Here is a 22,899-nt window from a genome sequence, read left to right as displayed (position 1 = left end):
AACGCGGGCAACCAGTGCATCCAAAACCGTTCGGGATGCGCGCAGTGCCTGGCAGTGGGTCCAAGACTCACTCCTGCTCACTGATTAGGAACGGTCCCAGCAGATCACTCGGCGGGGTGCGCCGAAACCGTCGTCGCCTTCGCCCAGGATGGAGGTGATCCCCCACAGCAAGCTGAGCGGCAATCCCACGGCCCACCAAAGTGCCCACCAACGAGGCGGCCCCCGGTAGCCCCGGACGGCGGGGCCCCACCGGCTCCACGGTCCACTGCGTCCGGCCGATCCGCAGGAGGGCGCGGCGGCGGAGTGTGATCCTCCCGAGCGGGGCGCCGTACGGATCCTCGACGCGGTAGACGACGGCGCGCCCGCTCACGCGCGAGCCGAGGGGCTGCTCGGTCGTCAACCCGCGCGATGGGGGTCCTGCCCGTCGGGGACGACGTGGAAGGCGCGGACGGAGCGACGGTGGTCACGCTAGGGGCCGTTGGGATCATGGTGCCGCGGCGGACTTCGGCTCGACGGCTGAATCCGCCAACCGACCGTTCCTCAGCAGCACTACGAGCCCGTCCAGAGGTGAATCCCGGGTGCCCGGACCGTGGACGCCCGAAGGGAACGGCCCGCAGCGCCAACGCAGGACCCCTGCGACCGTGGTGGAGCGGTACGGTCAGACCGCCCGGCTCCGCTCCCTGCGGACGGCTGGTTTCCGCCCCTTGATGGTGGTGCCGCGCAACGCGCGGATCACGTCGTCGGCAGCGGACGCGGGGACCTCCACCAGGGAGAAGCGGTCGGCGATCTCGATCGAGCCGATATCCCGCCCGCTCAGCCGGGACTCGCCGGCGATGGCGCCCACCAGATCCTGCGGCCGGATCCCCGCGCTGCGCCCGGCACCGACGAACAAGCGCGTCATGCCCTCCGTGGGGGCCCTGTTTCCCCGCGGTGGACGGGCCGGGGCACCGCGCCGCTCACGATCCCCGCGCCCGCTTCGGGGAGCGATCTCGGGGATCTCCTCCTCGTCGACCGCCGCGCCGCCTGCCTCATGCGCCAGCTTGACCGCGGCCAGCGCCACATCCATCACGTCGAACTCGTCCGCGAGGGTTTCCACCACCACCCGGAAGTGGTCAAGGTCGTCCTCGACGATGCTCTCCTGCAATGCCGCTCGTGTCAGTTCCAGGCGGCGAGCGCGCAGGTCGGCGACGGTCGGCACCTTCTCCACGCGGATCTGCCGCCGGGTCGCCCGCTCGATCGCCTTGAGCATCCGATGTTCCCGGGGCTCCGCCAACGTGATGGCAACGCCCTCCCGCCCGGCTCGCCCGACCCGGCCGATCCGGTGGACATAGGACTCCGGCGCGGACGGCACGTCGTAATTGACCACATGCGTGAGCTGCTCGATGTCCAGCCCGCGGGCGGCCACATCGGTGGCGACCAGCAGGTCCGCGGTGCCGCCGCGCAACCGTCCCATCACCCGGTCCCGTTGTTCCTGGCTCATCCCGCCGTGCAATGCCTCGGCCCGGTACCCCCGCCCGTTGAGGGTCTCGGTGAGGCGGTCGACCTGGTCCCGCGTCCGGCAGAAGACGATGCTGGCCTCGGGCGACTCGACGTCCAGAATCCTCCCGAGCGCGGTGGGCTTCTGCGCCCGCGCGACGACGTAGGCGGACTGTCGCACCCGCGGGGCCTCCCCCGGGGCCGCCTTCTCCCGCTCGATCTGGATGCGCACCGGATCACGCAGATGACGCCGGGCCATGGCGTCGATGCGCGCCGGCATCGTCGCGGAGAAGAGCACTGTCTGGTGATCCGCCGGAACGCCCTCGAGTATCGAGTCGATGTCCTCGGCAAAGCCCATGTCGAGCATCTCGTCGGCCTCGTCCAGCACGAGTGTCACCAGGCTGTCGAGCCGCAGTGTCCCTCGCCCGATGTGGTCCAGCGCCCGGCCCGGTGTCGCCACCACTACGTCGACGCCGCGCTCCAGGGCGCGCAGCTGCCGCCCGATCGGCTGCCCGCCGTAGACGGGCAGGACCCGGGTGCCCAGGTCGCGTCCGTAGCGATGGATGGCCTCGGACGCCTGCATGGCCAGCTCCCGGGTGGGCACCAGCACCAGCGCCGAAGGCTCCGTTCTGCCGCCGTCCTGACTGATGCGCTGAAGCACCGGCAGGGCGAACGCGGCGGTCTTCCCGGTGCCCGTCGCGGCCTGGCCCAGCAGATCACGACCGTCCAGCAGCGGAGGGATGGCCTCCCGCTGGATCGGGGTCGGCTCCTCATAGCCCAGCCCTGAGAGTGCCCGCAGAAGCTCAGGCCGCAGCTCCAGGTCGGCGAAGCCGACCTGTTCGGCGGTCGCGTCTGTTGTCATGGCCTCACTCCTGGGCGAGGCCCCGCCCTGGTGGGCCGCCGTGCAGCCGGTGGCGCGCACCAGGACGGCGGCTCCGGTCGGGGCGGGTCAGGCCGGCATATGGACGAGTTCCTCGAACTCGTTCGGCAACTGCGACATGACATGGCGGAACTCACCGCCGCTGACCGCGTCCCGGACCGTACTCAGCACCGCTGCCGCGCCCTCCCGGGCGGTTTCCGGGCTGGCCTCGGCCCGAGTGCTCACCCTGTTGACGAACTCCTCGAGTCCGAAGGCTTCGGCCTCCGGAGTCGGAGAGACGAGCGATTCCTTCAGCTGCTTGGGCAGCTCCGAGGCAAGGTCATCCGCCTCGCCCCTGGTGATCCGTTCGGCCAGGGTTCCCAGAGTCGCGTGGATGACGGCCTCCGCCTTCTCGCGGGGGAGGCCGGAACGCTGGGTGACGGTGTCGACGAACGTCGCGTAATCCATGAGAGGCCTTCCTTTTTCGGGCGTGCGTGAGCTTGCGGTGGAAGTGACATGTGCTTGCGGGCCTCCCGGATGCCGGGCGCACGCAGAGTACGTTCTGCCACCGAGGTTCACCAGCATGGCGATCCAGGCGGCCTGCCGCGTACGCACGCGAGGTCCAAAATCCGCGGCCTTGCTCGATCTGCCGTGCCGAAGCGGCCGGTCGGCGGGCTGTCCGTATGCGTGCCCGCATGTCCCGCAGCCGCACCGTGCCGTGCCCTTTGCCGTGCGGTTCCGGGTCAGTACCGCACCACCGCGACCTGGTGCGGATGTCCTGGACGGGCGCGGGGCCGGCCGGTGGGTCGGCGGTCGTCGTCGATGAACCGGCCCCTCCAGGCGCGCGGCCCCTCCAGGCGCGCGGCGCCTCACCCGGCGGCGGCGTGGCCGGCAACTCGCGGGCGGCGTCGCACAGTTTGGCCGGCCCGTCCCGGTAGGCGGCCGCTCCCTGGCCGTCGGCGGTCTCCCGTCGCCGTCAGTTGCCAACTGGGGGCGCCTCCACTTACAGTAAGGAAGTGGAGGCTCCTCCACTTTCACCGCGGGGCATGCACGCCCACCTCCGCAGCACCCACCGCCACAGGAGAAGAAGATGAGCCTCTCGCTCGAAGGAAAAGTCGCCGTTGTCACGGGCGGCGCGTCCGGTGTCGGCCTGGGCATCGCCCAGGAGTTCGTGGACCACGGCGCCCACGTCGTCATCACCGATCTCCACCAGCCTCAGCTGGACAAAGCCGTCGCCGCGATCGGACCGGACTGTACGGGGATCGTGGCTGACGTCACCCGGCTCGCCGACATGGAGGCGATGTACCGAGAGGTCGAGTCGCGCTACGGACGGCTCGACGCGGTCGTCGCCAATGCCGGGATCGGCGACCACGCCCCCCTCGGCTCCATCACCGAGGAGCAGTTCGACCGGACCTTCAACGTCAACGCGAAGGGCGTCCTGTTCACCGTCCAGCCCGCGCTGCCGCTGATGCGGGCGGGCGGAACCGTCGTGGTCATCGGATCGACGGCATCCATCCAGCCTCCCCAGGCGATGAGCCTGTACGGCGGCTCCAAGGCCGCGGTGCGCAACTTCATCCGTGCCTGGATCCAGGACATCAAGGGATCAGGCATCCGGATGAACGTCCTCAGTCCCGGAGCCGTCGACACGGCCTCCCTCCGGAGCGCGGCAGCGATGGCACGGGGAGCCGACCAGGTGGACGCCATGGTCACGGCGATGGGCGAGGGCAACCCCACCGGGCGGATCGCGGACCCCCGCGAGATGGGCAAGGCCGCGGTGTTCCTCTCCGGCGACGCCTCCAGCTTCATCACCGGCGTCGAGCTGTTCGTGGACGGCGGCATGGCACAGGTGTGAGCCGCCGAGCGGTCCGGCCACCGGCCCGGGCCGCCACCTGCCCGGGCCGCCACCTGCCCGGGCCGCCACCTGCCCGCTGCCGCTTGTTTCAGTCGGCGTGCCGCCCGTGCCCTTCCGGGCGGCGTTCTCGTTCCCGGCCGAACACGACCGCGTCCCCGAGGAACGGCGTCATCTCCGCGGCGATGTCAGGTATCAGATCGTCCGCGGAGTGCGGCATCGGCTCGGCGAAGCGGGCTCCGCGGCCGGGCAGATGGGCGGGCGTGGACGTCGAGGCGGGAGCCGAGCGCGGGCAGCCAGGCGTGCTGCCCCGCGGATCGGCGCCGGTGAGCCGGGAGCTGTGCGGCATCGCCCCCGGACAGGTCCGTCCCCAGCACCCGGCCTACCCCTCGGCGACCGGCCGGTAGGTGAACACCTGCGCGCCCGTGCCGCTGGCGACCGTGGAGACCAGCTCGAGCGTGCGCAGCGCACCGTCGTCGGGGAAGATCGTCTTGCCGCCGCCGAGGATCACCGGCATGAGCATGAGCCGGAGCTCGTCGACCAGGCCCTCGCTCAGGAGGGTGCGCACCAGCGTGGGGCTCCCCATGACCAACAGGTCGCCGCCGTCGGTCTTGTGCAGCTCCCGGATGCGGGCGACAGCCTCCTCGCCGGGGATGCGCGTGGTGTTGTCCCACGTCAGCTCGTCGTCGCCCAGCGTCTTCGACACGACGTACTTCGGGATGGCGTTCATCCGGTCGGCGAACGGGTCGCCCGCTCGCTCGGGCCACGCCGCGGCCATCGACTGCCACGTGCGGCGCCCGAACAGCAGCGCCTCGGCCGTGGTCATCGCGTCGGCGAAGGCACCGCCCACCACCTCCGGATCGAAGAACGGGTGCGACCAGCCGCCGTGGGCAAAGCCACCCTCGGTGTCCTCCTCGGGTCCGCCCGGCGCCTGCACCACACCGTCCAAGCTCATGAACTCACTGATCACGATACGCATGGGACTCGCTCCTCTTCCGCGCTTCGGGGTTACGGCTGTAAAGACGGTCGCGCCACCCGGAAATCATCGCCCCCCTCGATCCCGCGGGCCTAGCGTTTGGGTGAGAAGCGGGCAACGCGAGCGAATCGTGACCCTCGGGTGAGCGCGGAGGCGACGATGTGACCGGAGACGCCGCCCAGCCCCGCCCCAAGAGGGCCGGCGAACGGAGTTCGCTGCTCATCAGCCCGCCGATCGATTCGATGTGGTCACCCAGCCGGCCCAGGCCGGCCAGGTACGCGGCCCCATCGGCTTCGTGTGCGAAGCCTGCGGCGGTGCGTTCCGGGTCCCGGTGCGCCGGCGTGACCCGTCCGTCATCGGCCACGCTCGCAGTGACCCATTCATCGGTGTTGCGGTACTCCAGCCCATGCCGGCGCAGCTGCTCCCCGAGGCTTGCGAAGGCCGGGCCGGAGACGAACAACGGGTGCCAGGAGGAGTAGGTGTCGTGCAGATAGCCGGGCAGGGTGCGCTCCTCGGTCGCGATGAACCCGCCGATGTCATGGTTGCGCTCCACCAGGACGACGGACCAGCCGGCCAGGGCCAGCTCCGCCGCGGCGACGAGGCCGTTGACACCAGAACCGACGACGACGGCATCGGCTTCAGCCATCCGGTATTCCTCCTCCTCATGCGTTGGCCGCAGCCCAGGGAGAGGCGCCGCGATGTGAGGCCCTTTCGGCTCGCGGTGGCCGGCGCCGTCATGCTGCCATGGTTCATGGGGCGGTTCGCCCATCAGTACCGGGGTTGATCCGGGCGGGGTGGGAGCGGGCCGCGCGGCTGGAGCGTGAGCAGCGGCTGACCGCATAGGCGGCAAGGGTCCCGACCTCGAGCCGTTCCGGCCCCGTATCGCGTATCTGTTTCCATGGCCACTGACCGTAGGAACGGAAGCGGCCCGGCACCTCAGCCGAACGGCAGGGCGAGACCTACACCATCGTCAGGATTGACGCCGCGCACTTCCGCCCCTCCCCCACCTACCACGACCACGGAGGCGTCCGCTCCCAGTGCCGGCCTGGGAGCGGACGAGGTACGTCACTGGGCCACCGGCCGCCGCAACGCTCCTCAGGCGTTGGGGTCGAACGGAATGCCGGCCGGCTTGGCCTTCTCGAGGTGATAATTGAAGTTGCCGTCCTTGAGGCCGAAGACGGCACTGCCGAAGTCGGCCTGGCTCAGCTTGTCGCGCAGACCCGCGGGGTAGCCGTTCCAGCCGACCAGCGCGGGGAACTGCCACCCGTGATAGTGGTTCTCCGGTGGCTCGTCGTTGGAGTTCGCCGGGCGGAAGCAGTGCGTGCTCACGCCGTCCTTGTGATACACGACCTTGGGATGGGTGCCGTCCCACCGGATCTGGTCACGGCTGTAGACCTTGAAGTTGCCGTGGGCCGAGGTGGAGACGTACCGGGCCTCGTTGTTCTGGACCCACACCACGACATGCTCCCAGTCGTGGCGGTGCCCGCCGAGACCACTGCCGGCCACGGCCTGGTCCTTCTCGAAATACAGGCCGTACATGATCGCGCACCAGCCGTTGTTGCACTTGTACCGGGCGTACCCGTTGGTGTTGTCGAGATCCCAGGAGTCGCGGCACTGGCCGTTGAGGGCCCCGCTCGGGTTGAGACCGGGGGCTACCGTCCCGTCGGATCCGATGGCGGGCGTGGGGTAGCAGCCGTCCGTGTCGTAGTCGTAGGCCGGCTGGAACGTCTGCTCCAGTCCCTCCGCGTTGGCGGGCAAAGCCTTGGGCGGGTCCGCGAGCGCACTGCCCGGAAAGGCAACGACCAGCGCGACGGCGCTGCCAAGGATGAGGGACACTCTGCGCGTCCGCGAACTCGTCTTCACTGCGTCCTCCTGATCAACCGCGGCGTGGGGGCCACACCGCATGATTGGCATGCCCAAGTCAGCATGATCGCACCTGCCGACCCGCCGAAGCTCGGCGGGTTGCACAGCGATGAAAAGTCAACCAACAGAGCAGGCAGGCGACTTGGGGCCGGGTCAGGACAGAGTCGATGGCACAGCGACTCCGGTCCAGCCGCTGGTTGTGGAGGCAACCGGCCCCCACGGGAATGCCGGACAATGGTGCATGGTTAAACTATGTGCGGGTGCCAGTCGGTGGGACAGTGTCCCCGGGCCTCACCCATCGTCCGTGGCGAAGATCGTTCGGCTGAAGCTCCACGGTGCCTTCGCCGCGAAGGCGACCGCCACCACTGGCAGCCCGCACCCCTGAGCCGGGCGCCGGCCAGGTCCCCCCGTCCTGGCCGGCGCCCTTTCCACGCCGGTGGGGCGTCGAGCAGGTCGGCGAGCTCGCCAAGGCTGCGCCCCTCGGCCCCGGCGGTCGCTACGTCGACGGGATCCGGTCCGCGCTGATGTCCACTGCCGCGAGGGTGTCATCGGTGCGAAATCCGAGCTGGTCGGTGACCGCGACGACGCCTTCGACGCACCGGCACAGGCGCACCAGTACGGAGACCAGGCTCTTGCGCTCGACTATGCCGCTGAGCGTCACCTCTCCGTCGTGGACACGGACATCGACCGCGTCCCGGGGCAAGCCGAGCGCACGGCTGATCACATCACGCCGAATCTCTTCGAGGATCGCCTGGTCGCGGCGGAGGAAACCCCGAAGCAGGTCGCTGCGGCCGACGACGCCGACCAGCCGCCCGGCCTCATCGACCACCACCAGTCGTCTGACCCCCCGCCGGCCCATCACTCGGGCGGCTTCGACCACGGTCCATTGCGGCGAGGCGCACACGGCCGGGCTGGTCATGAGACCGGCCGCGTTCGTGGCCCGGCTCTTCAGGCGGGCATCCGGCGACAGCCGCGGGGTGAGCATCAGCCCGGTCGGGTCTTCCTTGGCGGCCTCGTTGCACAGCAGATCGGCCTCGGAGACGACGCCCAGTGGCCGGTCCTGGTCGTCGAGCACAGGCACTGCGGTGAGATGGTGCTCGACGAGTACGTTGAGGATCTCCTTGAATGACGTATCGGGCCGCACATGCACGACGGCCGTCGTCATGGCCTCTCCCACGATTCGGTGTTTCATCGCCGTACCACGGTTCCCTTCTGGAAACGGAAGGTGAAGAGCCGAGGCCGGCCTCGGCCTCTCCACTGTGGCCTCGCGCTGTATCCCCCGGAGTGGGCCGACGGGCCCCGGTGCGCCGCCGGCCGGCCCGTCGTACCGCCATGGCCCGCTAACGTGAGGACCGTAGAGCGTGCCTTCCAGCAGTACACAAGGAGGATGCCAGTGGGCGGGAACGAGGCGCTTCCCCGGATGCCGCAACTGCGCCTGGATGAGCTGCTGGAGGAGCTGCAAGCACGGATCGACGCCGCGCGCGGTACGCGTGACCGGGTGCACAGCCTGCTGGAGGCCGTGCTGTCGGTAGGGCGGGAGCTTGATCTCACCCAGGTGCTGCGGCGTATCGCGGAGGCCGCCGCCATCCTGGTCGACGCGGAGTACGGGGCGCTGGGCGTGATCGGGCCGGACGGACACACCCTGTCCCAGTTCCTGACCGTGGGGCTGACTCAGGATGAGATCGCCGCGATCGGCCCCTTCCCGGCCGGGCACGGAATTCTCGGGGAGCTGATCCACCATCCCAAGCCGCTGCGACTGACCGACCTGAGCGCGCATCCCTCTTCCTATGGCTTCCCCGCCCACCATCCGCCGATGCGCTCCTTCCTCGGGGTTCCCATCCGGGTACGCGAGGAGGTCTTCGGCAACCTGTATCTGACCGACAAGCGTGGTGGGCATGACTTCGACGCCGAGGACGAGGCCGTGATCACTACCTTGTCCATGGCCGCCGGTGTGGCCATCGACAACGCCCGCCTGTACGAGGAGGCGCAGCGCAGGCAGCGTTGGCTGGAGGCGAACGCCGAGATCACCAGCAACCTGCTCTCGGGACACGCACGGGGGGATGTGCTGGAGCTGATCGGCTTACGGGCTCAGGAGATCACGAACGCCGCGGTGGCGGATATCTCGGTGCCCGTGGCCGGCGCCGACGAACTGATGGTGGAGCTGGCGATCGGCGGGCGGGCCGAGGCGCGCCGGGGACTGGTGGTACCCGTCAAGGGGACTCTGTCGGGAGCCGCTTATCAGGCGGGCACCCCTGCGACGACCGCCTGTATGGCCGACGACACCCGGTTCACGGCCGGCCCGCGGCGCGTTGCCGGAATCGGAGCGGCCGTCGCGGTCCCGCTGGGCACCGCGGCCGCGGAGGCGCGCGGCGTCCTGCTCTTGGGCCGTGCCGCTGGAGAACCGGTCTTCACCGACGAAGAGATCGGCCCCCTGCTGGGGTTCGCCGCACAAGCGGCTCTCGCACTGGAGCTGGCCGAACGGCGCCGGGACGCCGAGCAGTTGGCGCTGCTCGAGGATCGCGACCGCATCGCCAGGGACCTGCACGACCTCGCCATCCAGCGGCTCTTCGCCACCGGAATGACGCTGCAGAGCGCGGCGCGTCTCATCGAGAACACGGGAGCCGCGGAACGCGTCACACGGGCCGTTGGCGATCTGGACGACACCATCAAGATCATCCGCTCGACGATCTTCGGACTCCGGGCCATGGACACGGATGCCGCGCCGACGCTGCGTGCTCGAGCGGCCCGGGCTGTCGGGGAGGCAGCCGCGGCCCTGGGCTTCCCGCCGCGTCTGAGCCTGGAAGGGCTGCTGGACACCGATGTAGCCCCGCAGGTGGCGGATCACGTCATGGCCGTCCTCAGCGAGGCTCTCAGTAACGCGGCCCGGCACGCCCACGCGACACGGGTCGAGGTGACGTTGAAAGCCACCGGCAAGGAGATCGCACTGACGGTGAGCGACAACGGCGTCGGTATCCCGGAACAGGGTCGCCGCAGCGGCCTGAACAACCTCGCCGACCGCGCCCGGAGCCTCGACGGCGCCTTGCGCATCGAGAACCCTCCGGACGGCGGCAGCCGCCTGATATGGACAGCGCCCCTGGTGGCCGGGGCATAAGCGTCCACCCCCGGACCGTCACACGACACGGCGGCGGGGCCAGGCCCGCAGATCACCCCTTCGGCGCGGGCTCGCATGCGTCGCGGCGGCCCGTACCGCTATCCGCCGCCCGCGCTCGGCAGGGGACCTCCGCGTCGATCGCCGGCCAGGGCCTCGGTGGCGATGACCGCGGCCTGGACGCGGCGCTCCACCCCTAGTTTGGCCAGCAGCCGGGAGATGTGGTTCTTCACTGTCTTCTCGGCGAGGTAGAGTCGCTGCCCGATCTGACGGTTGGTCAACCCCTCTCCGATCAGCACCAGGATCTCGCGTTCGCGGTCGGTCAGCCCCCGCAGGGCCTGCGGCTGGCGCTTGTCCGCCTCGTCTCCCCTCAGGCGTGCCATCAGGCGAGTCGTCGCGCCCGGGTCGAGCATGGACTGGCCGGAGGCCACGGTGCGCACGGCTGTGACCAGATCGGTTCCGCTGATCTGCTTGAGGATGTAGCCCGCCGCGCCCGCCATGATGGCGTCCAGAAGTGCTTCCTCGTCGTCGAAGGAGGTCAGCATCAGGCACGCCAACTGCGGGATGCGCGAGCGCAACTCCCGGCACACCGTCACGCCGTCTCCGTCCGGCAGCCGTACATCGAGTACGGCGACGTCCGGGCGCAGGGCGGGGATGCGGGTCAGTGCCTGCTGCACGGTGCCCGCCTCGCCGACCACGGTCAGGTCGGGCTCGGCCTCCAGCAGATCGTGTACGCCCCGGCGCACCACCTCGTGATCGTCGAGGAGGAAGACCCGCACCGATGTCCGGGAGTCATCCGCCGCACTGTCCGACATTCCCACGCTCTCCCTCACCTGAACGGCCCGTCGGCTGAAGGGGTGTGACGGGTACCTGCCTCCTGACCCTGACCGTCTCAGAGGCATCCGGCCAGGGCCCAACGGCCCCAACCTGCGTGCCTGCTGTCGGCCCCGTCGCCCTCGGCGGCGTCGCGCCGCGGCCGGTGACACCTGGGGCTTCGGAACGGCCTGGTCGCGCCCGCCACTCGTGCGCGCCCGCCACTCGTGCGCGATCACTGCTGGCTGCGCGCCGAACGTCGCCCGGAGGGTCGTCCCGCGCCATGACCTCGGCCTCCGCATGGGCCGGTCGGCCCCAGACCGGGACCTCGGACCCATCCCGCCGCAGGCCCCCGGGCCGACAGGGTGGGAGCGCTTGCCTCACAAGGAGGTCCCCCTCATGTCCCGCACCGTCACCGTCGGCCTGGACGGTTCGCCTCAAAGCCTCGCCGCGGCACGCTGGGCGGCCCGGGAGGCATGGAGTCGCCGACTGCCGCTGCGCCTCGTATGCGCGCTGGACTGGCACTCGTTCACGTACGCACCACTGACCGGAACCGACACGGTCACGCGATGGGCCCGGCGCATGCCGCACGAGGCCGAGGCGAGGCTGCGACGTGACCACCCCGACCTGCGGATCATCAACGAGCAGGTCACCCGGGAACCCGTCACCTCGCTGCTGACCGCCGCCGAGGACGCCGAGCTGCTGGTCCTCGGCTCCCGGGGCCTGAGCAGGGTCACGGGATTCCTGGTCGGCTCCGTGGCCCTGTCGGTCATGGCCCGAGCCGAGCTTCCCCTCGTCCTCGTACGAGCCGATGAGGCCGCCGAGAAGGAGCGCCGGCGGGACTCCGCGGCGATGGCCTCCCGGACGGCCGCGTGCCGCGATGTGGTGCTGGGGCTCGATCTTCGGCGGCCCGCCGACCCGGTGATCGAGTTCGCGTTCGACGCCGCCGCCCGCCGAAAGGCGGCACTGCGCGTCCTCAACGGCTGGAGCCGGCCCTTCCCGTACGGCTACACCGCCCCCTTCGACGCCGAGCCGGCGGTACAGAACGCGAGCGAGCTGAGGGACGTACTGCGCCCGTGGCGGGAGAAGTTCCCCGACGTCGAGGTGAGAGAGCGGTCCGTGATCGGCAGCGCCGCGGGGCACCTGGTGGACGCCTCGGCCGACGCCGCCCTGGTGGTCGTCGGCCGCTTCACACACGGCCCGTGGCCCGGCCCGCGCATCGGTCCGGTCACCCACGCCGTGCTGCACCACTCCGCGGCGCCGGTCGCCGTGATCGCACACGACTGACGCCCATGAACCGCGCCGGCAGCTCTGCGGGCGCCTCCTCGTCCCCACGGGGGGACAGACCGAGGGCCGACCGAGGACGTCGAGCCTCTCCGGCTGCCCTGTAGGTGCCGGTGACTCGGCGCGCCTACCGCTCGCTCTCGAGCATGGACGCGACGGTCGCCTGCCAACCGGCGTCGTCGCTGTTGGCGCGCTGTGCGATGAGTGCTGCGACGGCGTCGTCGGCAGGCACCCGCAGCGCGGGGCGGGGTGTCTCCAGGGTGTCGGCGAGCCTGACGGCGACCTCCTGGGCGCTCGGTGCGTTGGTGACACCGCGTGCGTAGAGCCTGTCCCGCCGTCGGTGCAGATCGGCGTAGGCGGAGCCGGTGCGCCGGGGCGCGGAGACCGCCATGCCGGTGGCCATCGCCCCGACTTGAAAGAGCACCACATCCACCTGGAAGGGTGCCGTCTCCAGCCGAAGCGCCTCGGTGAGTGCTTCCAGCGCGTGCTTGCTGGCGGCGTACGCACCGCTCAGCGGCAGGACGGCCCGGCCGGCGCCGGAGGAGATGTTGATGACCGCGCCGCTTCGCCGCTCACGCATCGACGGAAGGAACGCCGAGATCGTGCGCAGCGGCCCGGCGACATTGGTCTCCCATATGCGGGTCGCGTCCGCGGCGGGCGTATCCTCCACGGCGGCGGTCAGGGTGATGGCGGCGTTGTTGATCAGGATGTCGACCGGCCCGGCCGCCGCTGCCGCAGCCGTCACCGACGCGTCGTCGGTGACGTCCAGCTCCAGGGCGGCGTGGGCGTCGAGGCCTGCCAGGTCACCTCTGCGGCGGGCCGTGGCGATGACGCGGTAGCCGCGGTGGGCGAGTTCCCGGGCGGTGGCGCGGCCGAGACCACGTGCGGCGCCGGTGATCAGGGCAGTTCTCAACTGGGAGCTCCTTCGGCGAGGGTGGCGGGGTCAGGCAGCTGTGTCGCGGTAGGAACCGGCAGTGAGGTCGGTGACGACATCGGTCTGCCGAGGGATCCAGCCGAGCTCTCGCCGGGCCTTGGCCGACGAGACGACCGACTCCATGGCGAGTGTGGGAGCGAGTGGGCCGAAGATCCGCTCGGCCTGCTCCTCGGTGATCTGACGGACCTGCCCGCCCACGCCGGCCGCTGCGGCGAGGGCTTCGGCCAGCCGACGGGTTGTCACGGGATGCCCGTCCTCCGCGAGATAGACCGAGCCGTGCTCGGCGCCTTCGAAGGCCAGTGCGTACAGCCGGGCGAGATCCTCGACATGGACGAATGAGTGCCGGGCCGCGCCGTCACCGGTATGTACGGCCGCCCCGGTCCGCCGGGTGAGTTCCAGCAGTCGTGCCGGACCGCCTCCGCCGTTGCCGTAACAGCTGGACGGACGGATCACGACCCCTCGCACGCCCGGGGCGGACCGTACCTGACGCTCGATGGCGGCCTTGAACGCCAACGCCGCGGGTGGCGCCAGAGGCGAGTCCTCCGTGGCGGCCCGCCCGTCGGTCGGCCCGTGCATCAGGCTCCCGCTGGTGTACAGCAGCGGGCCTCCGGTGCCGGACAGCGCGCCCAGCAGCGCGCTGATCGCGGTGCGTTCCGTTTCCGGCCACTGGGGAGTCGGCGCGCCCGCGGCGTACACGACGCCGTCGGTGCCGTGGACGGCGCGGGCCAACAGCTCCACGTCGGCGAGGCCGCCGGCCAGTGTCTCGTATCCGGCTGCGTCAAGGGCGGCCGTCGCGGCGTCGCTCGCTGCCAGGCCGAGAACGGTGGCCGCGTCGGGCGAGTTCGGCGGCAATCGCCGATCCTAGGTAGCCGGTGGCGCCGATCATCAGTACGCGGGACATGCCAGCCCTCCATCGGTATCCAAGTAGTGAAGTCGCTTCACTACTCTACATTTAGTGAACGTACTTCACTAAGATGTCGGAAAGAGTCGAGGAGGTGACGGATGCCGAGTGGACAGGACACCGGAACGGACGCGGACACGGGCGCGGACACGGCGCTGGTCGAGGTGCTCGATTCCGTAGTCGGCCTGTATCGCGGTTGGCTCGACGCCTGGTTGCGTGAGAGGGGCCTGAGCGCGGCCCGGGTCGGCGTGCTGACCCGGCTGCGCTATGACGGCCCCCAACCGATGAAACAGCTCGCCGCCCGTCTGGCGGTGACCCGCCGCAACATCACTGGCCTCGTCGACTCCCTTCAGGCCGACGGGCTGGCCTGCCGCGATGCCAACCCCGACGACGGAAGGTCGACCCTGGTGTCCCTCACCGACGCGGGTGCTCAGTTGATGGACGAGCTGAAGCGTGAGCACACGACCGCCGCGGGCGCACTCCTCGGCACGCTGCCGGACACCACACGCGAACAGCTACGAGCGCCGCTCGCCGCATTGCGGCGGGTCCTGCTCGACATCCACGAGCACCGAGGACCCGACCGCCCTTGACGGCAACGCTTGCGCACCGCCCTCACGCGCGCCTTCACATGCATGAAGGCGGCACGGTCACCCAGGCAACCGTCCGCATCCTGATCACAGGAGAGCGCCACCGCCGGCGCCAGCCAACCGAATCCGTCGACGCGGTCGACTCGGCGGGCTCATCGCCTGGACGGCCGCCGCAACCGCTGCCGCTTCTGGTCGAGTTCTTCCTCTGTTGTCACGAACCACACCTGACGACCGCGGTTCGCCTCGCGCGCAAAGTCACGCAGGGCCTGGCTCCCGGCTACATGAGGAGCGATGTCGCGCCACCGCCCCGTCGCTCCTGCTCAGAAGTCGGTGTGTTTGCCGATGTACAGCTCGGCGAACGCTTGGGCCGCCGTCGGCGATCCCAGCAGCCGCCGCAGCCGCGCCCGCGCGGCGCGGGCGCGGAACGGGTCGGGGGACGGACCCAGTTCGGCGGACGGGCCGTGCAGCACCTCCGACAGCCACTGCGAGAACTCCTGGATCTGCCAGACCCGCCGCAGGCACGCGCCGTCGTAGCCGGCCAACGGCGCGTCGTCGTCCCGGTACCAGGAGGTGAGCGCCGCGGCCAGAAGCAGTGCGTCGTGCAGCGCGAGGCTCATGCCCTTCGCCGCGATGGGGGCCACCAAGTGGGCCGACTCCCCGGCGAGATACAGCCGGCCGTAAGACATCGGCTCGATGACGTAGTTGTGCATCTCCAGGACCCGCTTCTCGATCAGCCGGCCCTCGGTGATCTTCCCGTCGGGCACGGCGAGCCGGGTCTGCAGCTCCTGCCACACCCGCTCCTCAGGCCAGGCGGCCGGATCGTCCCCGGCCGGACACTGCAGGTAGAAGCGGGTGACCTGCGGGCTGCGTGCCATGTGCGCGGCGAAGCCGCGGGGGTGGATACCGAAGACCACGCCGTCCGAGGACGGCGGGGCCTCGGCGAGCAGGGCCAGCCAGCCGATCCCGTAGTCGTGCCGGGAGACCCGCGTGGTGTCCCGGGGAAGGTAGGTGTTCGAGACGCCACGAGCGCCGTCGCAACCCGCCACGTAGTCGCACTCGACGCGGTGCCGCTCGCCGGTGTGCGGATCCGTGTAGGACACGGACGGCCGCGGCGAGGTCAGGTCGTGCAGCCTGACGTCCCCCACCCCGAACCGGGCATCGCCGCCGCCGTCAACGAACAGCCCCACCAGATCCGTCACGAGCTCCTGCTGCGGGTACACGAAGTGGTGGTGGCCGGTGAGCTCGGCGTAGCGGAAGGTGTGCCGGGCACCGTCGACGCGGAACTCGAAGGCGCCCTGGCGCTCCGCCTGCCGCACCAGGCGGTCGGCCAGTCCGTGGCGCTGAAGGGCGCGGACCGCCCACTCCTCGAGGAACCCCGCGCGGGGCCGCCCCTCGATGAAGGCGCGGCTCTCCGCCTCCAGCAGCACGCAGTCGATCCCCTGCCTCCGCAGCAGGTTGGCCACCGTCAGACCGGCCGGCCCGGCGCCGACGACGGCGACCCGGGTGTTCGTGGATGCCACGCGCTGTCTCTCCCCACTACGTGCCAGATACCGCGGCGAGCGTAAGGCATCAACGCCCCTGCCGTGGAGGGCTCGCGTCTCCGGCCGCGCACCCATTCCCGCACGGTCGGAGGGATCGGCGGGCGACCCCCTCCCCCGCCAACGCGCCCGCCCACTCGCCCGAGATGACGCATCGACATCAGCGCGACGCCACAGCAACATTTCGGAGGCTGATCAGGCCAGACGCCTCGGATGCTGACCGTTGGGGAGGGCCCTTTGCAGCGCCGGTCTCGCGCCGACACTCCGCGTAGCCCCAGCGCGGGACCGACGTGGCGCCAGTTTGTGCGCACCCTCTCGCAACTGTCGACATCGAGTGGGCCCTGGAGGAGGACACCGACGAGCCAGTGGTGCTCCAGGCCCGGCCCATCACTCGGGCAGTTCCGATGCGGTGAGGTCGCATCTGTGACGTCCGGGGCAGCGCGAGCATCTGGCCCGGGTCTACTCGGCTCCCGACGAGCCCGCCACCTCGCGTTCGATCCAGCGGCAGATCACGTCCACCACATAGGCGCGCTCCGCGCGGCTCAGTTCCCGCCCCTTGGGGATCTGGTGCCAGCGCTGGAGGCAGGTACGGCAGCAGGTGGCGGTCGCGTGTTGGGCCACGAAAACCGGGTGGCCGCGGTAGGGGGTCTGCTTGCCGTCCTTGTACGGCTCGGCCGGGGCCAGCCGCTTGGCGATGAGGTCGTAGGCATGCCATCGCATCGTGGACGGCCCACTCAACTCGGCCGTGGCCCGCTCGCGACCGCGCAGATGGAACTTCGCACGGAACGGATGCCGCGCGATGGCGTCCAGCCGTTGGTCGAGCGAGTCAGGCGTCGGATCAGGCATCGGATCAGGCATCGAGCGTTCCAAGGCAGGCGTCACCGGTCCAGGGCATCGGCGACGGCGGGGTCGTTCAGCACCGAGGTGCACCAGGCGAAGTGCTCGTCACCGCCGCCCGGGGCGAAGGCGTCACTGGTCGCCATCGCATAGGCGGCGCGGTACAGCAGCAGGTCATCGACGTGGTAGCCGAACTCGTCGGCGAAACGCGTGGTGAGCTGCCGGGTGATCTCCGGTGCGTGCTCGGTTCCCGTGGTAAAGATCGCCGCACTGACAGCGGCGTCGAACCGGGGATCTCCGGCCGTGGACAGGAAGCCGTAATCCACCAGGGCGCAGGGCCGCAGATCGTCGTCCACCCAGATGGTCTCGGGGAAGAGGTCACCGTGGACGAGCGTCTGCGGGGCCTCGGGCAGGGACCGCAGTTTCTCGGTGAGGCGGGCGTGCTTGCCCTCGAAGTCGGTGATGTCCGCGGTGAGCGGGTCACCGCAGCGGGCGACCCGCCGATCGAGGAGGTCCGCGAGGGCGGAGGCAAAGGTGGCATGGCCCTCCCACAGCGGACGGTCCTCGTCCAGGACATGCAGCTGCTTCATGTCGTCGACGTCATGGACGGCCGCCAGGGCGTCCAGTACCGCGACCAGGCAGTCGACGGCTTCCGGTAGCAGCTCGGGGCCCTCGGTGGACACCTTGCCGGCCAGTGGCTCGCCGGTCAGCTCCTGTTCCAAGGTCATCGGGACGCCGGCGATGTCCTGGACGGCGAGGATCTGAGGTGAAGCGAACGGCAGGTGCCCGGCGGCGTCCGCGTAGAAACCCTGCATCCGTCGCAGCTCGGCCGCCTGGCGGTGCTCCCAGACCTTGGCCACCGTTCCATCGCCCAGCCGGTAGACCGCTCCTTCCACCGCCGCTTCGACGGGCTCGGCATCGGGATATCCGGCGTCGACGAAATGCCGGACACGTTCGGCCGTCCGGGCCTGCATCGCATCGGACATCTCGCGCCTCCTTCCGCCCCCCGCGGGGACCACGGGACCCGCACGTCACGTGTGCGGCTCCCAGGGCACGCGCGCGACCGTCGGCGGATCGGGGCTGCCCGGATGGGGCTGCGTGTGCCGACTGTGCCTGCGCCTACGTCCCACCGTAAATCCTTCGCCCCGACACGGCACCGGACAGACGCTCCGCCTCTCGCGCGACGGCTGACGGCCGGCGGCTGGCGGCTGACGGCGCAGGTGGGCATCACCCGGCTTCGCCGTCCAGGTACTGGTCGGCGGGTCGGGCCACACCGTGGTGATCTCGCAGTGTGCGCCCGGTGTACTCGGTGCGGAACAGACCACGCTCCTGCAAGATCGGTACCACTCGGTCGACGAAGGCATCCGTAGTGCTCGATGTCGGTGTCCGCCAGCGGATCGCTTTCCGGAAAACCGCCAGGCCGACTCATGATGGCCGACGCTGCTCAAAAACGCATTGAGGTGCAGCTTCCGGGTCACCGTGCTCCCCCTTTGACAACTCCGGGAACCCTCCGACCTCCCAGCCGTACTCGGGCAGCCATTGCTCGAGGTCGTCCAGCGAGGTGATCACGGGATGCCCCGAGGCATACCGGAACATGTTGATGATGTTGGCTTGGAGGTCCGATCCGGGTGCGGGCCACTCCGGGTCGCCGGTGAGGAAATCCGAAGGCCCCAGTTCACGGGCGCTCTTCAGTAGTTTCTCGGCCTCTCCCCGCACCTCTGGGACGATGGGCGCGTCGACGGGCTGGTTGCCCTTGTTGTCCGGCCCCTGGGCGTCGTCGAGATTGATCGCGACACGCTCGACGGTGATGTCCGGGCGGCTGCCCCCTTGGCCGGTGGCGACGACCAACTCGGGCTCCACGCGAAGGGTCACCTTGCGCAGGGCTTCTATGGAATCACCGAATACGCACGGCAGTAGGACGACTTCCAGTTCCAGTCCGGCCGGGGGTCGTCGGCCACCAGTCGGCAGGCCTCCCACGCGGAATTCAAATAATTTCTACCGAAAGGTTCGACTGCGGTCAACAGGACGCGGGAAACGGTAGCCTCCGAGTAGCTAGGCGGTCGTGTCAGACGGCGTGCCGCAATCCCCGTACCGAGGGGACCGCAAGGGGGCAGAGGGTGAGGACGATCCACAGGAATCCGCCGACCAGCGCCACACGGGAAGCCCCGAACACGCTCGCCAGTGGAGCCGCAGAGAGTTGCCCCGCCGGAATGGCGATGAAGGAACCGAGATTGTCGTACGACGAGATGCGCGAAATCATATTCTTGGGGATCTGCTCCTGCAGCGTGGTTTCCCAGGCAATGCTGTAGAGACCAAGGCTCAGCCCCGCGATGAATGTGGAGGCCGCGAGCCAGTACACATTCGCCACGAGTCCCAGAGCGATCAGGGGAAGACCCACCAGCGCCGCACAGGTCTGCGCCACGGGCAGCAGACGCTTCAAGGTGATCCGGTACATCACGACGGCCATGAGCAGCACGCCCACCGCCTTGACGCTGAGCACGAAGCCCCAGGACGTCTCGCCGATTCTCTCCTTGGCGATCAGCGGCCCAAGGACGGTCCAGATGCCGACCTGAATGTAGTTCGCCACGCCGAACGAAGCGACGATCGTCCACACCCAGGTCCTGGATTTGAATTCCGTCCAGCCCTCACGAAGAGACACAAAGACACTCGCCTTGCGAGGGGGCGTCTTACCGGTCTCCCTCAGCCTGGCCATGCAGACCGCCGCGACGAAGTAGGTGGCGGCGTCGATGGAAATAGCCCAGCCACCGCCCGCGGTGGCGACGATCGTGGCCGCGGCTGTCGGCCCCAGCACTTTCGCTGCGTTCTTCGCCGACCCCAGAACTGAATTCGCCCGCTGAATCTGTAACTTGGGGACGATGTCCGGGACGATGCCGCGCAGGGCCGGATTCGTGAAGGCCGCCATCGTTCCGTTGAGGGCTTCCAGCAGGATCAACGAACCGAGGCTGTAGTTCCCCGAGATCAGCAGGAATGCGACGATCGCTTGCGTCAGTCCGGCACCCAGGTTCGAGAGGAGGAGTACCAGTCGCCGCGAGAACCGGTCACCGACGACGCCGCCGGCCAGCGTGAAGACGATGAGAGGAATCGTGTTGGCGGTGAGCACCGCTCCCATATCGCCGGCACTGTTCGACGCGTTGAGCACCGCGAGGGACAATGCGACGGGAGTCATCGCGCTACCCAGCAGTGAGACAAGCCGTCCCGTGAAGAACCATCTGAACGCCGGCAGACCGAAGGGGCTTCCGGCTTCCTGGTCCGGATCTTCAGCGGTGGTTTCGGTTTTCAGGCTCATTCTCTCATCCTGCTCGATACGGACGGAACGCGGTGAAGAGACGCCAGAGCCTAAACGCCAACTCTTCACCCTCGCAACGCGATTGACGGTACGTCGCTTGCATTTTGCGTGGATGACGTCGTGCCTTCCTCTGGAATGGTCCGGAACCAGACTGTCGCCGGCCGGGACAACCGGGCTACCCGGAAAACCGACCGGCGGTCCCCGACGCGGACGGGCGCGGCAGGCGCCGTGCCCGTCCGCCGGCTCTTCGTTAGTGGTCGTAGCTCATGGGGCACCTCCTTCTTGGTCGGTCGGCGGTTGATCACAGGCACGGCGCTTCTCCCGGCTCTCGACGGAGGCCCGGGAAAGCGACGACTCGCACGCCGTCACCGGCCTGCGCGTCCGCGCCCGCCCGGCACGGTAGGAGGTGATCTCCTTTGCCGCCCCGTCGCCGAGCACCTCGTCCCAGGTGCCGGCCAGCGCCTGTGCGGTCGCGCTCGGCTGATCCCGCTTCGCCGCGGTGTGGCGTTCGAGCACGCTGGCGGCTGGCAGTTCGGGCAGCCGCCGGGCAATGCGCGTCGCGGTGCTCACCAGGTGGTTCTGCGGCCAGTGCGCCACGGACAGGTTGACGGCCCGTACGACCGGCACATGCGCGGACAGCTCCCTCGCGGCCGCCAGTTCCCCAGGAGCGAGGTCTGAGGCGCAGATCACCAGCGCGGCGCCCGTCTCCTTGCAGTACGCGGCGGTCCGCAGCAGAACGGCTCCGCGGCTGGCGTCGATGACCACGGTGGGCGGGCGGACCGGCTCGCTCTGCGACGTCGGCGCCGCGCCCCACGCCTCGCTCGTCGCTGTCCAGGTGACGGGGATGCCGCGTCGGGAGCACTCCCCGACGATGCTCGACCCCAGTCGTCCGGTGGCGCCGACCACTCCGACCAGTTGCGGCCGCTCGTGGGAGTGTTGATGAGGGGGCATGCGGGCGTCCTCCAGGGGAGTCGGGCGGGGGTAGGGGGAGGGGCGGGTCCATGCCTCGCCTCAGCGCAGCACGTTAGTCACGCCCGATTGCCCTGAGCGGCAGTTGGAGTGGCAGATGATCAGGGCGGCGCTCATGCGCCGGAAGAGCGCCGGCCACCTACGGACGGGGCTTTTGTAAGGTGCTGGCGACGTCTCGTTCCGTACGCCGCGCGTCCTAAGGAGATCGCCATCAATCCCACCGAGCCCAGCACCGATGCCCTGGTCGCCCACCGAGATCGCGCGCAGCGGGACTACGCCGAGCTGGTGGGGCGGCGCCTCTCCCTCGACCTCACGCGCGGGAAGCCGGCTGCGGACCAGCTCGACCTCTCCGCACCGCTGCTCGCCCTGCCGGGCGACACATATACCAGCGCCAAGGCCGTGGACTGCCGCAACTACGGTGGTCTGCAGGGCCTGCGGGAGCTGCGGGAGATCTTCAGCGAACCGCTCCAGGTCCCCGTCGAGCAGCTCGTGGCCGCGGCAACTCCAGCCTGGAGCTGATGCACGACTGCCTGGTGCACGCGCTGCTGAGCGCGATGCCGGGGGCCAAGTCCCGCTGGGTGGACGAGGAGCGCATCGCCTTCCTCTGCCCCGTTCCCGGATACGACCGGCACTTCGGCGTCTGCGAACGCCTCGGTGTCGAGATGATTCCGGTTCCCATGACCGACCAGGGGCCGGACATGGAGGTCGTGGAGCGGCTGGTGACCGAGGATGCCTCGATCAAGGGCATCTGGTGCGTGCCCAAGTACAGCAACCCGGACGGGATCAGCTACAGCGACGAGGTCGTCGCCCGGCTCGCGGCCATGTCCACCGCCGCCCCGGACTTCAGGATCTTCTGGGACAACGCCTACGCGGTGCACCACCTGACCGACGAGCGCGTGGAGATCAGCGATCTGCTCGCCGCCTGCGCGCGCAACGGCCATCCCGACCGGGCCTTCGTCTTCGGATCCACCTCCAAGATCACCTTCGCTGGCAGCGGCGTCGCCTTCTTCGGCTCCTCCCCGGACAACGTCGCCTGGCTGCTGGCCAACACCGCGAAGCGCACCATCGGCCCGGACAAGGTGAACCAGTTGCGCCACGCACTGTTTCTCAAGGGCGAAGCCGGCGTCCACGCCCACATGGAGCTCCATCGCGCCAAGTTCCGCCCGAAGTTCGACGCCGTTCTGCGCATCCTCGAAGCCGAGTTGGGCGGCACGGGTCTCGCCACGTGGACGGAGCCCAAGGGCGGCTACTTCATCACCCTGAAGGTCCTCGACGGCTGTGCCCGCGCAGTGGTGCGCCGCGCTGCCGAAGCGGGCATCGTCCTCACTCCCGCGGGCGCCACCCACCCCCACGGCCAAGACCCGGACGACTCGGTTATCCGGATCGCGCCCAGTTTCCCCACCCTCGACGAGCTGGCGCAGGCCATCAGGGGCGTCACCGCCTGCGTGCGGCTCGTCGGCTACGAGAAGCTATTGGCGAGGTAACTGCCGGTCCGGCTGCCGCTCATGAGGGGCAGCCGGACCTACGGTTGACGGCGTCGCGCTCCGTGGGGGGCCGCCGCGCCGTCGGGCACACCCAGCGATGATGCCGAACTCGC

At 69.8% G+C, this 22,899-nt stretch carries 21 protein-coding genes and 1 pseudogene; 5 read left to right on the top strand and 17 right to left on the bottom strand.

The features are described from left to right. Positions 1-658: 658 nt before the first annotated feature. Positions 659-2,338, bottom strand: a complete 1,680-nt coding sequence (locus ABZS71_RS13835) for a DEAD/DEAH box helicase (protein ID WP_356209833.1) — start codon at positions 2,336-2,338, stop codon at positions 659-661. A gap of 87 nt (positions 2,339-2,425) precedes the next feature. Continuing rightward, on the bottom strand, positions 2,426-2,803 hold the full coding sequence (locus tag ABZS71_RS13830) for a DUF2267 domain-containing protein (RefSeq protein WP_356209831.1): 378 nt from the start codon (positions 2,801-2,803) through the stop codon (positions 2,426-2,428). A 622-nt stretch (positions 2,804-3,425) separates the two neighbouring features. Here ABZS71_RS13830 and ABZS71_RS13825 point away from each other — a divergent pair. Then, on the top strand, positions 3,426-4,187 hold the full coding sequence (locus ABZS71_RS13825) for an SDR family oxidoreductase (RefSeq protein ID WP_356209828.1): 762 nt from the start codon (positions 3,426-3,428) through the stop codon (positions 4,185-4,187). An 88-nt stretch (positions 4,188-4,275) separates the two neighbouring features. Here ABZS71_RS13825 and ABZS71_RS13820 read toward each other — a convergent pair whose 3' ends face one another. The 5 genes from ABZS71_RS13820 to ABZS71_RS13800 form a co-directional block, all read right to left on the bottom strand. Beyond that, positions 4,276-4,533 (bottom strand): hypothetical protein, encoded by a 258-nt coding sequence (locus ABZS71_RS13820; protein ID WP_356209826.1) that lies wholly within the window; start codon positions 4,531-4,533, stop codon positions 4,276-4,278. A gap of 33 nt (positions 4,534-4,566) precedes the next feature. Next, positions 4,567-5,163, bottom strand: coding sequence for a dihydrofolate reductase family protein (locus tag ABZS71_RS13815; protein ID WP_356209824.1), 597 nt, complete (start codon positions 5,161-5,163; stop codon positions 4,567-4,569). Beyond that, positions 5,144-5,806: an FAD-dependent oxidoreductase gene (locus ABZS71_RS13810; RefSeq protein ID WP_356209822.1), complete on the bottom strand. Its 663-nt coding sequence runs from the start codon at positions 5,804-5,806 to the stop codon at positions 5,144-5,146. Before ABZS71_RS13810 ends, ABZS71_RS13815 begins: the two co-directional genes overlap by 20 nt. Before the next feature lie 449 nt (positions 5,807-6,255). Further along, positions 6,256-7,023 carry an NPP1 family protein gene (locus tag ABZS71_RS13805; RefSeq protein WP_356209820.1) on the bottom strand — a complete coding sequence of 256 codons (768 nt, stop codon included), beginning with the start codon at positions 7,021-7,023 and terminating at the stop codon, positions 6,256-6,258. A 496-nt stretch (positions 7,024-7,519) separates the two neighbouring features. Beyond that, positions 7,520-8,215 carry a CBS domain-containing protein gene (locus ABZS71_RS13800; protein WP_356209817.1) on the bottom strand — a complete coding sequence of 232 codons (696 nt, stop codon included), beginning with the start codon at positions 8,213-8,215 and terminating at the stop codon, positions 7,520-7,522. Between the two features lie 201 nt (positions 8,216-8,416). On the opposite strand from ABZS71_RS13800, the gene ABZS71_RS13795 reads away from it, so the two are divergent. Further along, positions 8,417-10,135 (top strand): GAF domain-containing protein, encoded by a 1,719-nt coding sequence (locus tag ABZS71_RS13795; protein WP_356209815.1) that lies wholly within the window; start codon positions 8,417-8,419, stop codon positions 10,133-10,135. 98 nt (positions 10,136-10,233) lie between these two features. Here the strand turns inward: ABZS71_RS13795 and ABZS71_RS13790 are convergent, their stop codons facing one another. Beyond that, positions 10,234-10,947: a response regulator transcription factor gene (locus ABZS71_RS13790; protein ID WP_356209813.1), complete on the bottom strand. Its 714-nt coding sequence runs from the start codon at positions 10,945-10,947 to the stop codon at positions 10,234-10,236. Positions 10,948-11,344: 397 nt separating this feature from the next. On the opposite strand from ABZS71_RS13790, the gene ABZS71_RS13785 reads away from it, so the two are divergent. Next, positions 11,345-12,232 (top strand): universal stress protein, encoded by an 888-nt coding sequence (locus tag ABZS71_RS13785; protein WP_356209810.1) that lies wholly within the window; start codon positions 11,345-11,347, stop codon positions 12,230-12,232. A gap of 124 nt (positions 12,233-12,356) precedes the next feature. Here the strand turns inward: ABZS71_RS13785 and ABZS71_RS13780 are convergent, their stop codons facing one another. Together ABZS71_RS13780 and ABZS71_RS13775 are read right to left on the bottom strand one after the other, a co-directional pair. Beyond that, complete coding sequence (locus ABZS71_RS13780) at positions 12,357-13,142, bottom strand: SDR family NAD(P)-dependent oxidoreductase (protein ID WP_356209807.1); 786 nt, start codon at positions 13,140-13,142, stop codon at positions 12,357-12,359. A 30-nt stretch (positions 13,143-13,172) separates the two neighbouring features. Beyond that, positions 13,173-14,015, bottom strand: coding sequence for an NAD-dependent epimerase/dehydratase family protein (locus ABZS71_RS13775; RefSeq protein WP_356209805.1), 843 nt, complete (start codon positions 14,013-14,015; stop codon positions 13,173-13,175). Between the two features lie 150 nt (positions 14,016-14,165). Here ABZS71_RS13775 and ABZS71_RS13770 point away from each other — a divergent pair, with 150 nt between their 5' ends. Further along, entirely contained in the window at positions 14,166-14,654 is a 489-nt protein-coding gene (locus ABZS71_RS13770; protein WP_356209802.1) for a MarR family transcriptional regulator, read from the top strand. Between the two features lie 149 nt (positions 14,655-14,803). On the opposite strand, the gene ABZS71_RS13765 is transcribed toward ABZS71_RS13770, so the two are convergent. The 7 genes from ABZS71_RS13765 to ABZS71_RS13735 form a co-directional block, all read right to left on the bottom strand. Continuing rightward, positions 14,804-14,944, bottom strand: coding sequence for a DUF4180 domain-containing protein (locus ABZS71_RS13765; RefSeq protein WP_356209846.1), 141 nt, complete (start codon positions 14,942-14,944; stop codon positions 14,804-14,806). A gap of 27 nt (positions 14,945-14,971) precedes the next feature. After that, positions 14,972-16,171: a 4-hydroxybenzoate 3-monooxygenase gene (locus ABZS71_RS13760; RefSeq protein ID WP_356209800.1), complete on the bottom strand. Its 1,200-nt coding sequence runs from the start codon at positions 16,169-16,171 to the stop codon at positions 14,972-14,974. A 477-nt stretch (positions 16,172-16,648) separates the two neighbouring features. After that, positions 16,649-17,035: a DUF4186 domain-containing protein gene (locus ABZS71_RS13755; protein ID WP_355853447.1), complete on the bottom strand. Its 387-nt coding sequence runs from the start codon at positions 17,033-17,035 to the stop codon at positions 16,649-16,651. 32 nt (positions 17,036-17,067) lie between these two features. Next, positions 17,068-18,012: a phosphotransferase gene (locus ABZS71_RS13750; protein ID WP_356209797.1), complete on the bottom strand. Its 945-nt coding sequence runs from the start codon at positions 18,010-18,012 to the stop codon at positions 17,068-17,070. Positions 18,013-18,451: 439 nt separating this feature from the next. Further along, the gene (locus tag ABZS71_RS13745) at positions 18,452-19,003 is read right to left on the bottom strand and encodes a hypothetical protein (RefSeq protein WP_356209795.1); all 552 of its coding nucleotides are present in this window, start codon (positions 19,001-19,003) and stop codon (positions 18,452-18,454) included. An 88-nt stretch (positions 19,004-19,091) separates the two neighbouring features. Continuing rightward, a complete protein-coding gene (locus tag ABZS71_RS13740; protein ID WP_356209792.1) occupies positions 19,092-20,333 on the bottom strand; it encodes an MFS transporter in 1,242 nt (413 codons plus the stop codon). 264 nt (positions 20,334-20,597) lie between these two features. After that, a complete protein-coding gene (locus ABZS71_RS13735; RefSeq protein WP_356209790.1) occupies positions 20,598-21,284 on the bottom strand; it encodes a hypothetical protein in 687 nt (228 codons plus the stop codon). A gap of 258 nt (positions 21,285-21,542) precedes the next feature. On the opposite strand from ABZS71_RS13735, the pseudogene ABZS71_RS13730 reads away from it, so the two are divergent. Then, positions 21,543-22,786 (top strand): annotated as a pseudogene (locus ABZS71_RS13730) (aminotransferase class I/II-fold pyridoxal phosphate-dependent enzyme). Positions 22,787-22,899 lie beyond the last annotated feature (113 nt).

Origin of the sequence: Streptomyces sp. NPDC005393, from assembly GCF_040606675.1 — a bacterium.
Taxonomy (GTDB): Bacteria; Actinomycetota; Actinomycetes; order Streptomycetales; family Streptomycetaceae; genus Streptomyces.
The sequence above is the reverse complement of the archived record's forward strand: the minus strand, read 5'-3'. Positions and strand labels throughout refer to the sequence as shown.